Source organism: Gilliamella sp. B14384G10 (assembly GCF_016101685.1).
Taxonomy (GTDB): Bacteria; Pseudomonadota; Gammaproteobacteria; order Enterobacterales; family Orbaceae; genus Gilliamella; species Gilliamella apis_A.
The window spans coordinates 51,256-65,511 of the sequence record NZ_JACFQA010000007.1; the positions used below are offsets into that span (position 1 = coordinate 51,256).

The window sequence follows — 14,256 nt, forward strand, 5'->3', positions numbered from 1 at the left end:
AAAAACCACCATATTATGGTGGTTTTTATTAGCGATTACTGATAAATAGATTTTAGTTGCCAGCTTTCTAATTTGCTAATTCTTGCTTGTCCATTTTCAGCAAATAAATTAATTAAGCGTGTAGCAGGTAATTTTGGATAAATACGACTTGAAAGACTATATAAATCTTTGTTGACGAAAACCTCGACTGATGATGCATCCACAAAAATATGCAATGTTACTTTTTTGTTTCTTGGTAATGCCACGCTGCGATAACCTTTTAAATCGAGTCCAGAAAGGCTTCGATCAAGAACCAGTCGATTAGATTGCAAGTCAATATACAATAATGTAGCTTGTTTACCATCTGGGGTGGCAGCGAGTTGTAAGCCAAAACGTTCGGCATTACTATTGGCTAAATCAATTTCAACATTAAGTTCACAACTAATTGACTCTATATTGGTATTTTTTAATTCATTATTTAATGTGATATTGGTTAATGATTGCGGTTTTTCTCGTAAAGCTTCAAGTTCTTTCACTGGTCGGTTACGAACTTTGTTTTGGCGATCGAGGATTAATTCACGTGGTAAAGTAAATGCCCCCATCCATTTATCGTGTTTACTTGGCATTTTTGACTCCCACATATCCATCCATGCAAATACAATTCGGCGACCATCAGCGGCAAGAAATGATTGTGGTGCATAAAAATCATGACCAAAATCCATCTCTTGGAATGATTTAATGACGGTAAATGGTTTACCAGGTTGCCAATCGCCAACAATATAACCCGATTGGAATCGATTACGATATTGATAACCTTTAGCGTGCATGCCTTGCGGTGAAAACATCAAGATCCATTTATCACCCAATGGGAAAAAGTCAGGACATTCAAGCATATAAACATTAGGATCAATATCACTGATAAGTACTTGATCAAATATCCAATCTTTTAAGTCAGTAGAACGATAAAGCAATACTTGCCCAATGTCATTGGCTTCTCGTTGCCCAACCACCATCCACCATTTTCCTTGTTGTTGCCAAACTTTAGGATCACGAAAATGCATAATCCCTTCTTTTGGTGTCAGCACAGTACCATGTTTTTCAAAATGAATACCATCTTTACTGGTAGCAAGACATTGGGTTTCACGAATATGTTCATCATTACCTTGACCATTTAGCCAGATATGACCAGTGTAAATTAAACACAGTTCACCATTATTATCTACGGCTGAACCAGAGAAACAACCGCTTTGGTCATAATCATGATCGGGTGCAATAGCAATAGGTAATCTTCGCCATGTAATCAGATCATCACTTACCGCATGACCCCAATGCATAGGCCCCCAATTTTCATCATAAGGATGATGTTGATAAAAGGCATGATATTGCCCTTTATAATAAACTAATCCATTGGGATCGTTCATCCAGCCAGCTGGTGGTGCTAAATGAAAATGAGGGTAATACTGTTTATTTATTTGTTGTTCTAGTTTTTCTACAGCTTGGTTTGCTTTATCAATTGCAGTATTCATAACATTACCTTCGTTCAAATTGAGTTAAGTTAATATAATTACATACTACCTCAAAATAGTTGTTAACGTTAACTTTTAATAAAATAAACGTTAATTTATGTGATACTAGTCACATATTTTTAACGTTAACAATGATTTTTTTTATCAATGATTTAGTTTATTATTAATATTGATTATCAGCATATCAATTAATTAGTCATTAATTAACTAATTTAATCGAAAAGTATAGTGCAATAACATTAATCGTGTTACATACATTCAATCCTTTTTAACAATAATATGAGTGACAAAATGAAAAATACAAAAGTATGGTCTCTTGGTGATGCCGTTATTGACTTATTGCCATTTGGTGAAATGAACTATCGAGCCTGTGCTGGCGGTGCTCCAGCGAATGTTGCCATTGCGATAGCTAAGTTAGGGCTACCATCGGCTTTTATTGGTCGAGTCGGTAATGATCCATTTGGCCAATTTATGGAAAAAACTTTTTGTGAACATCATGTTGATTGTCAAAGTCTTGAAAAGGACGATGAGCATAGAACGAGTACTGTGGTAGTTGATTTAGGAGATAATGGCGAACGCAGTTTCACTTTTCTTGTTTCGCCTTCAGCTGATCAATTTTTATCTGAACAAGCATTGCCGGATTTTAATCAGGACATTTTACATTTTTGTTCTTTGGCGTTAGTTGGCACAACCTGTCGACAAACATTAAAAACAGCCATTGAAAAACTGACAGCCAAGAATGGCTTAATTAGCTTTGATATTAATTTGCGCGAACAAATGTGGCAGGATAAAAATGAAATGCGTACTATTATTACCCAATTTTGTCACGATGCAGATATTCTTAAACTTTCAGATGAAGAGCTATTCTGGTTAACGGAAAGTCAAGATTGGCATGTAGCACTTAATAAACTGCAACAACATTATAATGCACCACTTAAATTAATTACTAAAGGTAAAGACGGTAGTATTGTGTTATGGCAAGGTAAAACGTTTAGTTTCGACTCTTTCCATGTTAATAGTCTTGATACAACAGGCGCAGGCGATGCGTTTGTTGCTGGATTACTTAGTAGTATTGCCTCATCGGGAATGCCGGAAGATAAATTAATGTTAGAAAGTATGATGACGATAGCCAGCGCTTGTGGGGCATTGGCGACTACTAAAAAAGGCGCATTAACAGCATTACCGGATAGTGCATTTTTACAATCCTTTATTAGTGATAACCCAGCGCTAATGGCTAAACAAATGGTTTAAATAATGACAGAAAAACAAAAAATGCTAACAGGACTACTTTATGATCCTAGTATCGATGAACTTGAAAATGAACGACTTTATGCTCAAGATATCTGTTTTCAGTTAAATCAATTATCGCCAAGTGCTATTGATAAACGGCAACGATTATTCAAGACATTATTAGGAAAAACGAAACAGAAATTTACCATAATGCCCTGTTTTCAGTGTGATTACGGCTATAATATTGAAATCGGCGAGGATTTTTTTGCTAATTTTAACTGTATTATATTAGACGCAGCTAAAGTAACATTTGGTGATAATGTCCTTGTCGCGCCCAATTGTGGTTTTTATACTTCAGGTCATCCACTTGATAGCCAAACAAGGAGTAGTGGATTGGAGTTTGCTAAACCGATTACGGTTGGTAATAATGTTTGGATTGGCGGTAATGTTATTGTATTACCAGGTGTAACAATTGGTGATAATAGTGTTATTGCTGCCGGAAGCATTGTTGATCGTGATATACCTAGCAATGTTATTGCTATGGGCACCCCTTGTCGTGTACATAAAACATTAAAAGAGCATTAATTGCACTAAATGATAGCGTGCATTTTTGCAATCATTTATAAGCGATAATCCTGCTTTATACGCTAAACAAATGGCTAATAAAATGAGAAAATATTAGCTAGTTTGTTGCTCGAGCCTTGTATCAATTTACTCGCGAATGAATAACTTTATGTGCAAGATATCTGTTTTCAGTTCAATAAACTTTTGTATAGCAAAATAGCTCTTTTAATGTCAACTATTTTATATTGAAATAGTTGACAATGTAGGGTTATGTATTATGATGCATGCAGATTTATGTTGATTGTTAAAAGGATTTTCTATGTCATTAAATGGCATTCGTCATGACTGGGTATTGTCTGAAGTAATGGATACTTTTCAATTACCTTTCAATGATCTTATTTTCAAAGCACAAACCATACATCGACAATATTTTGATGCAAATACAGTACAGGTTTCTACCCTGTTATCAATAAAGACCGGTGCTTGTCCTGAAGATTGTAAATATTGTCCTCAGTCTATCCATCATGATACTGGCTTAGAAAAAGAAAAATTACTTGAAGTACAAAGAGTAGTAGAAGAAGCTAAAACAGCCAAAACTATTGGGGCTACACGTTTTTGTATGGGCGCTGCTTGGAAGCATCCAACAAATCGCGATATGCCTTATCTCTTGGAGATGGTAAAAGGTGTTAAAGCTCTGGGAATGGAAACCTGCATGACTCTGGGGCAATTATCCCAGCTACAGGCTTACGCATTAGCCGATGCTGGTTTAGATTTTTATAATCATAATTTAGATACATCACCTGAGTTTTATCAGCAAATAATTACTACTCGTACATACAGTGAGCGTTTACAAACATTGGCTTATGTAAGAGAAGCTGGTATTAAAATTTGCTCGGGTGGTATTTTGGGTATGGGGGAAACTTTAAGAGATCGAGCCAATTTATTGATACAACTTGCCAATTTAGACGAACACCCAGAAAGTGTTCCCATTAATAATTTAGTCAAGGTTAAAGGTACTCCGTTAGCAAATGAAAAAGATATTGAACCATTTGATTTTATTAGAATGCTAGCTGTCGCTCGTATTATGATGCCTAAATCTTATATACGCTTGTCAGCAGGAAGAGAACAAATGAATGAGCAAATGCAAGCACTGGCTTTTTTAGCCGGTGCTAATTCAATATTTTATGGTGATAAGTTATTAACTACATCTAATCCGCAAGTCGATAAAGATAATGCTTTATTTTTTAAATTAGGAATTAGTCCAGAAAAGATCCAAGATTATAGCGATGAGGTACATAAGGCAGCTATTGTGCAGGCAATTAGTGAGCAAGTGCAAAATAATCAATCTAGCGATAATTCTTAAGATTTAAATATAAGAACATTAATCTTAACTTTTTGGCCGTATTGCTATAATTTTGCGCAGGTTTGTCTTGCCCATAGATCGATAGCAAATACGTCTTCAATCGTGGTTGGTTCAGGAAAATCAAGTGCTTCTAAAACTGTTGATACCTGTTTAGCAATATCCATAAAGCCGATTTTGTTTTGAAGAAATGCCTCTACAGCAATTTCATTAGCCGCATTAAGTGCCGTAGTCGCGGCTTGTCCTTGATTAAATGCATCAATCGCTAATTTTAAACAAGGATAGCGATTAAAATCAGGTTGAGTAAAAGTGATCGATGAAATTTTAGTAAAATCTAATGCTGGGACCGTTGAGGAAATTCTATCTGGATATGACATAGCATAGGCTATTGGTGTACACATATCAGGCATTCCGAGCTCGGCAATTACGCTACCATCTTGGTAACGAACCATTGAATGTATTATTGATTGTGGATGAATTATAATTTCCATCTCGTCAGCACTAGCATTAAATAGCCAACGGGCTTCAATATATTCTAGTCCTTTATTCATCATGGTGGCCGAATCGATAGAAATTTTCTTACCCATTGACCAGTTAGGATGAGCAATAGCTTGTTCGGGTGTGACACTAGATAATTGATTGAGTGGTAAATCTCTAAATGGCCCTCCAGAACCCGTTAAGACAATTTTAGTGATACCATAATCGGTTAAATTAGCAAATCCTAAATTTTGTTGGACTGTTGTTGGTAGGCTCTGAAAGATTGCATTGTGTTCACTATCAACAGGTAATAGCTGTGCACCATACTGTTTGACTGCCTGCATAAATAAATGACCACAAGTTACCAAAGATTCTTTATTTGCTAATAAAATTCGTTTACCTTTCTTTATGGCGGCAAGTGTTGGTTTTAATCCTGCTGCCCCGACTATAGCTGCCATTACCATATCTACTTCGGTAAGCTCTGCTAAATCGCATATAGCTTGTTGACCATGTAATACTTCAATATTTAATTTTAGCTCAAGCAGATTTTTTTTAAGTTGCTGTGCCGCTTGTTCATCAGCCATTGCGACATAATTTGGTCTAAATTCTAAACATTGTTCCGTCATTTTGCCAACATTCTGCCCACCAGTTAAAGCAAATGCTTTAAATAAATCTCGATTTTGTCGAATAACGGCCAAAGTGCTGCAACCTATTGAACCAGTTGAGCCTAAAATTGTGATATTTTTCATATTAGTAAATTAAACTTATGTTATTTTCATTAAAAAAAGAGATAAATTGCTCATCGGGCAGTTTATCAGTAATTATCTGATCGAACAAAGTTAATTCACTAATAAATGCCGGCTTTATTTGATTAAATTTAGTATGATCGGCAATCAAGATTTTTTGCGCTGATTTTTTCATTGCTTGTTGCTTCATCTCTAATTCTTCAAAATGATAACAAGTTACCCCTTGTTGCAAATCAATACCTGCTGCTGAAATAAAGGCTTTATTCGGACAGATAGAATTTAACTGGTTGGATTGATGTAAACTTGTAAAGATAGCGTTATTTGGTTGGAATTGACCACCGCATAAAATGATCTTACATTTAGGTTTATGTTGTAGTGCCAATAAACTATTTAATGAATAACAGATAGCAGTAAATGCAATATCATTATCTATTGCGTTAATGATAAAAGGCATGGTGGTACCACAATCAAAAAATATTGTATCGTTTTCATTGATAAATTGACTAACAAGTTTTGCAATATAAGCTTTTTCTTCAACTTGCTTATCCTGCTGATCTGAAACGAAATACTTTGCGATTGAATGACGGTCTTCATTGACAATATAGCCACCTAAGACAATTAATGAGGAGGGGCAATTGTTAAGATCACGCCTGATAGTCATTTCTGACACGGTTAATTGTTCAGCCGCTGCTTTTAGGTGGATCTTGTCAGTGTTTTTTAGGATTTCAAGGAGTTCATTTATTCTTTTTTGTGGTTGAGTTTCCATTGTTATTTCCTAAATAACAATAAGCTACATAATATATATGTAACTTATTGTTATGATTGATTAGTAATTGCTAGATGATGTACTGTTACCTGAAACGATTGCAATACCAGCACTTGCGCCTAAACGATTTGCACCAGCTTGAACCATTTTTTCGGCAGTCATACGATCACGAATACCACCAGACGCTTTCACGCCCATATTTTTACCGACCGTTTCACGCATTAATTTTACATCTTCAACTGTTGCGCCAGAAGTACTAAAGCCGGTAGATGTTTTGACAAAAGCAACGCCAATATCTTTACAAATTGTACAAACTTTAACAATTTCTTCTTTGGTTAATAAGCAAGTTTCTAAGATAACTTTTAATGGTACTGAACCGCAGGCTTTGAATACCGCTTCGATATCATTTTTAACTGCATCCCAATTATTGCTTTTTAGCCAACCGACATTGATTACCATATCAATTTCTTCTGCACCAGCTTTAACAGCCATTTCTGTTTCATAAGCTTTAGCTGACGTAAGCATAGCGCCAAGTGGAAAACCGACTACTGAACATACTTTTACATCACTACCTTTTAATAACTCTGCCACTAAAGGTACATAGCCAGAATTAACGCAGACAGAATAAAAATGATATTCTTTTGCTTCATCACAGAGTTTTCGAATTTGATCTTCAGTCGCATTCATCGCTAATAAAGTATGATCAATATACTTTGCATAATCCATAAAGATTTCCTTAAATTTTTATTAATGTTAAAGCTAGTTAATTTTGTTAATTTGTAAATAGTAATGTTATAAAAATAACAAATATAGCCAAATAATGTTACTTTAATAACATTATATCGCTAATTTGTGAGAATTTGAAATATAACAACTAGTATTAATATGTTAAAGAAATAAATAAAAACGCCCAATTTAATAAAACTGGGCGTCAAAATGATATTTATGAATTTTTGAAATAGATTAGAATTCCATTAATTCTTTCTCTTTCTCAGCAAGTACTGCATCTAATTTTTTAATAGCAACATCGGTTGCTTTTTGAATTAAATCTTGTGATTTACGTTCATCATCTTCAGAAATTTCTTTATCTTTCAATAATGCTTTGATTTGATCATTGGCATCACGACGGATATTACGGATCGATACACGGCCTTGCTCTGCCTCACCACGAACAATTTTAGTTAAATCACGACGGCGCTCTTCAGTAAGCGGTGGCAGAGGAACTCGAATAACGGTACCCGCTGATGCCGGATTTAATCCTAAATCTGAAGTTAAAATTGCTTTTTCAATTAATGGTGTTAATGATTTATCAAATACTGTAATTGCAAGGGTTCTTGCATCTTCAGCAACGATATTGGCTAATTGACGAAGTGGTGTTGGGCTACCATAATACTCAACCATAATGCCATCTAATAAACTTGGCGATGCACGACCAGTTCTAATTTTAGAAATATGATTCTGAAACGCATCAATACTTTTTTCCATGCGCTCTTGCGCTTCTTTTTGAATCTCATTTAGCATAATAAAAAACCTTTTTAAATAAATAAGACTAGCAGCTAACTGTAGCCTGATTATTGATTAATGTTCCTTCTGATTCACCTAGAATGACGCGACGTAATGCACCGGGTTTATTCATATTAAACACACAAATTGGTAGATTATGATCACGTGCTAATGTAAATGCGGCTAAATCCATCACTTTTAATTCATCATCTAACACTTTCTCGTAATTAAGTGTTTTATAAAGTGTTGCATTAGGATCTTTTACAGGATCGGCTGAATAAACACCATCAACTTTGGTTGCTTTTAAAACCACATCAGCTTCAATTTCAATACCTCGTAAACAGGCTGCTGAGTCAGTTGTGAAAAATGGGTTACCGGTTCCAGCCGAAAGGATAACGACCTTACCATGTTTAAGTAAGCTGATTGCTTCAGTCCAGCGATAATCATCACAAACGCCGTTTAATGGAATTGCCGACATCAAACGGGCATTAACTTCAATTCGGTGCAACGCATCACGCATAGCAAGACCGTTCATTACTGTGGCAAGCATACCCATATGGTCACCAACAACACGGTTCATGCCTGCTTTAGCAAGTCCTGCACCACGAAATAGATTACCACCCCCAATAACAACAGCAACCTGAACTCCCATGTCGATAAGTTCTTTAATTTCTTGTGCCATACGATCAAGAACGGTTGGATCAATACCAAAACCTTCATCACCTTGCAGCGCTTCACCACTAAGTTTAAGAAGGATACGTTTATAGAAAGGGGTTACCATATGAAGTCTCACTATTTCGTTATTTTATTACTTAAAAAGCTAGCATAACTAGCTGGCAATCATTTTAAAATATTTTGTGGATAAACAAAACCGCCATGAAGGCGGTTTTAATAAAACAATTAAGATTGTTTCGACATCGCAGCCACTTCTGCTGCAAAATCAACTTCGACTTTCTCGATACCTTCACCCACTTCAAAGCGGATAAATGATGCAACAGTCGCTTTTTTCTCAGCAAGTAAAGCACCAACTGTTTTGCTTGGATCCATTACAAATGGTTGACCAGTAAGTGATACTTCACCAGTGAATTTACGCATACGGCCTTCAACCATTTTTTCTGCGATTTCACGAGGTTTACCAGATTGCATTGCAATATCAATTTGAATATTACGTTCATGCTCAACCACATCTGCAGGTACATCGCTAGGGTCAACATATTCTGGTTTGCTTGCTGCAATGTGCATTGCAATGTGTTTAACTAATTCTTCATCACAACCACTGTTAGCTGCAACTAAAACACCAATACGTGCACCGTGTTGATAACTACCAACTACATCGCCAGTGATTTGTTGAACACGACGGATACCGATGTTTTCACCAATTTTTGCAACTAATGCAGTACGTTCTTCTTCAAATTTTGCTTGTAAAGCTGCAATATCAGTGATTTGATCATTTAAAGCAGCTATTGCTACTTTATCACTGAATTCTAAGAAACCAGCATCTTTAGCAACAAAGTCAGTTTCACAGTTAATTTCTAAAATAACACCAACTTTTTTATCTGCTGAAATTTTAGAAATAATTACACCTTCAGCTGCCACACGACCAGCTTTTTTAGCTGCTTTGGCTTGACCTGATTTACGCATGTTGTCGATAGCAAGATCGATATCACCATTTGCTTCAACTAATGCTTTTTTACATTCCATCATACCTGCGCCAGTTCTTTCGCGCAGTTCTTTTACCATAGAAGCGGTAACTTCAGCCATTTTAAAATCCTCTATTTAACCATTATGATGATTTTCATTAGAATGGGTCGACGATATTATCGACCCTGAAAATATTTGAGTTTATTATTCTGCTGCTGGAGCTTCTTCAACAAAGCTTTCTTCAGATACTGGAGATTGGTTTTGTTCACGACCTGAACGTACTGCTTCAGCAACTGCATTTGCATATAATTGAATTGCACGGATTGCGTCATCATTACCAGGAACAATGTAATCAATACCATCTGGATCTGAGTTAGTATCAACAACAGCAATGACTGGAATACCTAAATTGTTAGCTTCTTTGATTGCGATATGTTCATGGTCTGCACCAATAACAAAAATCACATCGGGTAAGCCACCCATATTTTTAATTCCACCCAAGCTATTTTCTAATTTAGCCATTTCACGAGCACGCATAAGTGCTTCTTTCTTGGTTAATTTATCAAATGTACCATCATTAGCTTGTGTTTCTAAATCTTTTAAACGTTTGATTGATTGACGTACTGTTTTCCAGTTAGTCAACATACCACCTAACCAACGGTGATTAACGTAGTATTGTCCACAGCTTTCAGCTGCTTGTTTAATTGCTTCACTTGCAGCACGTTTTGTACCAACAAATAAAATTTTACCTTTACGCGCAGCAACTTTGTTTAATTCAGCTAATGCTTCATTGAACATTGGTACTGTTTTTTCAAGATTGATGATGTGAACTTTGTTACGAGCACCAAAAATAAATGGTTTCATTTTTGGGTTCCAATAACGAGTTTGGTGTCCAAAATGTACACCTGCTTGTAACATATCGCGCATTGATACTGTAGTCATGATTTCCTCATTTTTACGTTGGGGTTATGCCTCCACATATCCGCTTTATCCGACCTTATTACTTTAAGTAAAAGGCACCCCGGCAAAGAGTAATGATATGTGTGTGTTATAACGTTAATTAATTATTAAATTTTATGCTGATGTTTCATTATTATTTTCAATAAAAATAATCTGAAATATAGCGCGCGTTTTATACCACATTTAAATGAAGATTACCAGAAGTATTTATTTTTATCGGTGGTGAAATATTGTTTTTTTATTAAAGGTTGTGGATTTGGTCTGGAAAAATAAAGATATAAGCTAACAAAGTCAATTTATTAGCTTATATTAAAAAAGTTGCTTGTTGCTTTAAATCATTAAGCCTTTTTAACAAAACAGGCTTTAAGCATTACTTTCATGCCATCGATTTTACAATCAATTTCGTGATCACCGTCTACTAGACGAATGCCTTTAGCTTTAGCACCTTTTTTGAGGACGGTTGATGAGCCTTTTAATTTTAAATCTTTAATCAAAATAATATCATCGCCATCAACTAACAAATTGCCATTGCTATCTTTAACTTGTAATTCATCGGTTGTCGAAGTTTCTTGATTTGGATCCCATTCGTGTGCACATTCCGGACAAACATAAAAAGTACCATCGTGGTAAGTATGTTCAGATTGGCAAGCTGGGCAATTAGGTATCGATTCCATAGTTTTTCATTAATCCAAATTAAATAAAATGACGTCCACTATAGCAAAAAAAGACTGTTTAGTCATGATATTCAGCTATACCTAATTGTTTTTATTCTTTCGGTTTGACACTACAGATAGCAATGTAATTAAGGTATTTTTTATTTTTTCTAAATGTTTTAAACATTTGGATAAATTGTGGTCGATTTTGTTTATGTAATGCATTACCAACAATTTTGATTGCACGCAAAAATCCTTCATCGGTAATCATACCTCGTGGTGACATTAACGTCATAGCGGCATGTTCTGATTTTATATTGATAAATCCTATAGTTGAAAAAAGATTAATCCATTCATCATGACTCATAGGCTGTGCATTAACATTGATCGCATTATGAATCTGTGCCATTACGTCGTGAGAGTTTTCTGGATCTACTAACATAATGTCATGCGTTAATAATTTTCCACCTGGTTTCAATACTCGAAAATATTCGTTGAGTAGGCGAGCTTTCGCCTTGTCAGCATACATGGTTAACATCGCTTCATTAATTACAACATCAAAGCTGTTATCAGCGAAAGGTAATTTGGATGCGTCGGCTTGCTGTATATCGACTAACTGACTAACATTATTTTTTATAACATTTTGTTTGGCTTTTGCTAATGCCGATTTGTCCATATCAATACCAATAATATGGCAATTAAATCGTTTGGCAATATCAATAGATGTCGTAGCCATATTACATGCAATTTCTAAAACTCGACTTTGTAGCGTAAATTCTGCTTGTTTAAATAACCATTCCGTGGCTTTCTTTCCCCCTGGGCGTAACCTTGTTTTCCCTAAACGAGCAAGAAATTTATGGCCAGCTTCTTTTTTAATTTGTTCCATTGTCTATCCTTAGTTTAATTAGTCTTTAATGTGATTTCTCTCAACATAATTAATAGCATTTTTGCTGGTATTGGTGCTTCAACAGCATGAGGGATATTAGCTGGCATTTTTACTATCGTTCCTGATTCAGCTTTAACTAGTTTGCCATCAATAATTAAATTTAATTGCCCTTCTATGACCATAACGATCGCATCAAATGGTGCGCTATGTTCAGAGAGCCCTTGTTCTTTATCAAAAGCAAATAAGGTTAAGTTACCACCAGATGTTTTAGCCAACACTCGACTAGCAATACCTTGCTCTGTTTGTTTAATTAATGAAGCTAAATTGAGTTCTTGTGCTGGGGGAATAGTATTATTTGGCATAAGATTCTCCTGTTTTTCAGTAAGTGCAAAACAAAATATAATTGTTATTTTGGCCAATGCTTATGATATAGGTTATAAGTAGTTAAATTATTATTGTTAACAAAAAATATTATATTTCATATGGTTATTGGCAATTAATAATAAAGTTTTATTTATTGAAATAAGAATTATTATCAATTATATTGAAATCATTCTAAAGTTATCATTAGGCAATCCCTATGACATTTGTCAAAAATATACCAACGCAAGATGAGATTTTGATTTGGTTAAATAATGTAAAAATGTTTGATGGGCTAACCACTGATGCATTAATACCGATCCTTGAAAATGCTAGTTATATGGAATTTAGTACCGGTGAGCTAATTAGCTATGAAGGTATGCCATTTTCTGGTTGTTCTTTGGTTCTTGCTGGTGAAGTCGAGGTATTTAGAAATACTTATTTAGGTGAAGAAAAAGTTTTTGGAATTTTTTCACCTTATGAATTAGTTGCCATTGCGGCAGTGTTTATGCCACATAATCGCTTTCCGATGACAATTCGAGCAAAAACTAATTGCTCATTATTATTACTTGAAAAAAATAGCGTATTACAAGTTTGTATGAATAATCCTATTGTTATGCAACGCTTGTTAGTGCAATTTAGTAGTAAACTATACGAACAAATTAATAACATCGATTGGTTAACATCCAGTTCTGCAGAACAGCGTTTAGCGGCTTATATTTTATCGTTATCTTCTAAACAAGATATAAGTTTTGTGTTACCAATATCACGCAGTCAATTGGCAACTAAGCTTGGTATCCGTTATGAAACGTTAAGCCGACTAATTTCTAGTTGGCGTAAACAAAAAATAATTGAAATTAAATTGAATCAGGTAACAATTTTAAAGACAACCTATCTTCACCAACTTACACTCCCTTCACAACGTTCATTTTAAGTAGCACTATCTGACAGTAATATTATTACTGTCAGATAGCATCAATTTTTACCTTAAATCTTAAAAAACTAAAAAATAAGTTTGTTATTAGATTAAATCATAATGTTAGAAATAATGTATCTTATTGTTTTTAATTTATTCTTTCTTCAGGCGCTAATGTAATAGTATGATAGTTGTGGAGTATCCGTAGTTTAAATATACTGATTAACCATCAGGTTTTTGATAATTAACTCTACGTTAATTATTTATCTCGATATTAAGCATTCATATTATTCGTACAATTAATCGTTGTATTGGCTGGTGACAAGTGGCTATTAGCGCTATTAGTTAGTTGTTGTATTTTTAGAGAATATGATTAGTTATTCTATTTCTCGCTATGCAAATAATGGCATACTTGTTTGTATTTTTAGCCAATAAAGAGCTAAAGATGATAATTTTCGCTAGCTAATTTGAGGAAATCAGTTAAGTTGTTTTAGTTATTCGAACAGTATTGATTAGATAGCAAATAAAAAAGGTGCACAAAGTGCACCTTTTTTGAACTGGTAAGAGCATTTAACATGCTCTTTAGTTAAGCTTAAATTATTTGATAACCTTAGCAACAACACCAGCACCAACAGTACGACCACCTTCACGAATAGCGAAACGTAAGCCGTCTGCCATTGCGATTGGGT

15 protein-coding genes and 1 pseudogene are annotated in these 14,256 nt (G+C 34.8%); 4 read left to right on the forward strand and 12 right to left on the reverse strand.

The window, feature by feature from the left end; translation table 11 throughout:
- Positions 1 to 35 precede the first annotated feature (35 nt).
- Entirely contained in the window at positions 36 to 1,505 is a 1,470-nt protein-coding gene (locus H3T54_RS11295) for a glycoside hydrolase family 32 protein (RefSeq protein ID WP_198222571.1), read from the reverse strand.
- A 291-nt stretch (positions 1,506 to 1,796) separates the two neighbouring features.
- Here H3T54_RS11295 and H3T54_RS11300 point away from each other — a divergent pair, with 291 nt between their 5' ends.
- From H3T54_RS11300 to bioB, 3 genes are all read left to right on the forward strand, one after another.
- Positions 1,797 to 2,756, forward strand: a complete 960-nt coding sequence (locus tag H3T54_RS11300; protein WP_198222572.1) for an aminoimidazole riboside kinase — start codon at positions 1,797 to 1,799, stop codon at positions 2,754 to 2,756.
- On the forward strand, positions 2,757 to 3,320 hold the full coding sequence (locus H3T54_RS11305; RefSeq protein ID WP_370527385.1) for a sugar O-acetyltransferase: 564 nt from the start codon (positions 2,757 to 2,759) through the stop codon (positions 3,318 to 3,320).
- A gap of 298 nt (positions 3,321 to 3,618) precedes the next feature.
- Complete coding sequence (gene bioB / locus H3T54_RS11310) at positions 3,619 to 4,662, forward strand: biotin synthase BioB (protein ID WP_198222576.1); 1,044 nt, start codon at positions 3,619 to 3,621, stop codon at positions 4,660 to 4,662.
- A 44-nt stretch (positions 4,663 to 4,706) separates the two neighbouring features.
- Here bioB and ispC read toward each other — a convergent pair whose 3' ends face one another.
- From ispC to H3T54_RS11360, 10 genes are all read right to left on the reverse strand, one after another.
- Complete coding sequence (ispC, locus tag H3T54_RS11315) at positions 4,707 to 5,885, reverse strand: 1-deoxy-D-xylulose-5-phosphate reductoisomerase (RefSeq protein ID WP_198222578.1); 1,179 nt, start codon at positions 5,883 to 5,885, stop codon at positions 4,707 to 4,709.
- 1 nt (position 5,886) lies between these two features.
- Entirely contained in the window at positions 5,887 to 6,648 is a 762-nt protein-coding gene (deoR, locus tag H3T54_RS11320; protein WP_198222580.1) for a DNA-binding transcriptional repressor DeoR, read from the reverse strand.
- Positions 6,649 to 6,708: 60 nt separating this feature from the next.
- Complete coding sequence (gene deoC / locus H3T54_RS11325; RefSeq protein WP_198222582.1) at positions 6,709 to 7,374, reverse strand: deoxyribose-phosphate aldolase; 666 nt, start codon at positions 7,372 to 7,374, stop codon at positions 6,709 to 6,711.
- A gap of 237 nt (positions 7,375 to 7,611) precedes the next feature.
- A complete protein-coding gene (frr, locus tag H3T54_RS11330) occupies positions 7,612 to 8,169 on the reverse strand; it encodes a ribosome recycling factor (RefSeq protein WP_110448720.1) in 558 nt (185 codons plus the stop codon).
- A 28-nt stretch (positions 8,170 to 8,197) separates the two neighbouring features.
- Positions 8,198 to 8,932: a UMP kinase gene (pyrH, locus tag H3T54_RS11335; RefSeq protein ID WP_065579131.1), complete on the reverse strand. Its 735-nt coding sequence runs from the start codon at positions 8,930 to 8,932 to the stop codon at positions 8,198 to 8,200.
- Positions 8,933 to 9,051: 119 nt separating this feature from the next.
- Positions 9,052 to 9,912, reverse strand: a complete 861-nt coding sequence (tsf, locus tag H3T54_RS11340; protein WP_198222584.1) for a translation elongation factor Ts — start codon at positions 9,910 to 9,912, stop codon at positions 9,052 to 9,054.
- A gap of 84 nt (positions 9,913 to 9,996) precedes the next feature.
- Positions 9,997 to 10,734 carry a 30S ribosomal protein S2 gene (gene rpsB / locus H3T54_RS11345; RefSeq protein ID WP_065579133.1) on the reverse strand — a complete coding sequence of 246 codons (738 nt, stop codon included), beginning with the start codon at positions 10,732 to 10,734 and terminating at the stop codon, positions 9,997 to 9,999.
- 356 nt (positions 10,735 to 11,090) lie between these two features.
- On the reverse strand, positions 11,091 to 11,426 hold the full coding sequence (locus H3T54_RS11350; RefSeq protein ID WP_065579134.1) for a zinc ribbon domain-containing protein YjdM: 336 nt from the start codon (positions 11,424 to 11,426) through the stop codon (positions 11,091 to 11,093).
- Positions 11,427 to 11,517: 91 nt separating this feature from the next.
- Positions 11,518 to 12,291: a class I SAM-dependent methyltransferase gene (locus H3T54_RS11355; RefSeq protein ID WP_198222586.1), complete on the reverse strand. Its 774-nt coding sequence runs from the start codon at positions 12,289 to 12,291 to the stop codon at positions 11,518 to 11,520.
- Between the two features lie 14 nt (positions 12,292 to 12,305).
- On the reverse strand, positions 12,306 to 12,653 hold the full coding sequence (locus H3T54_RS11360; protein WP_198222588.1) for a cupin domain-containing protein: 348 nt from the start codon (positions 12,651 to 12,653) through the stop codon (positions 12,306 to 12,308).
- Positions 12,654 to 12,871: 218 nt separating this feature from the next.
- Here H3T54_RS11360 and H3T54_RS11365 point away from each other — a divergent pair, with 218 nt between their 5' ends.
- The gene (locus tag H3T54_RS11365) at positions 12,872 to 13,585 is read left to right on the forward strand and encodes a Crp/Fnr family transcriptional regulator (protein WP_198201592.1); all 714 of its coding nucleotides are present in this window, start codon (positions 12,872 to 12,874) and stop codon (positions 13,583 to 13,585) included.
- 579 nt (positions 13,586 to 14,164) lie between these two features.
- Here H3T54_RS11365 and H3T54_RS11370 read toward each other — a convergent pair.
- Positions 14,165 to 14,256, reverse strand: a pseudogene (locus tag H3T54_RS11370) (elongation factor Tu); the annotation flags it as partial.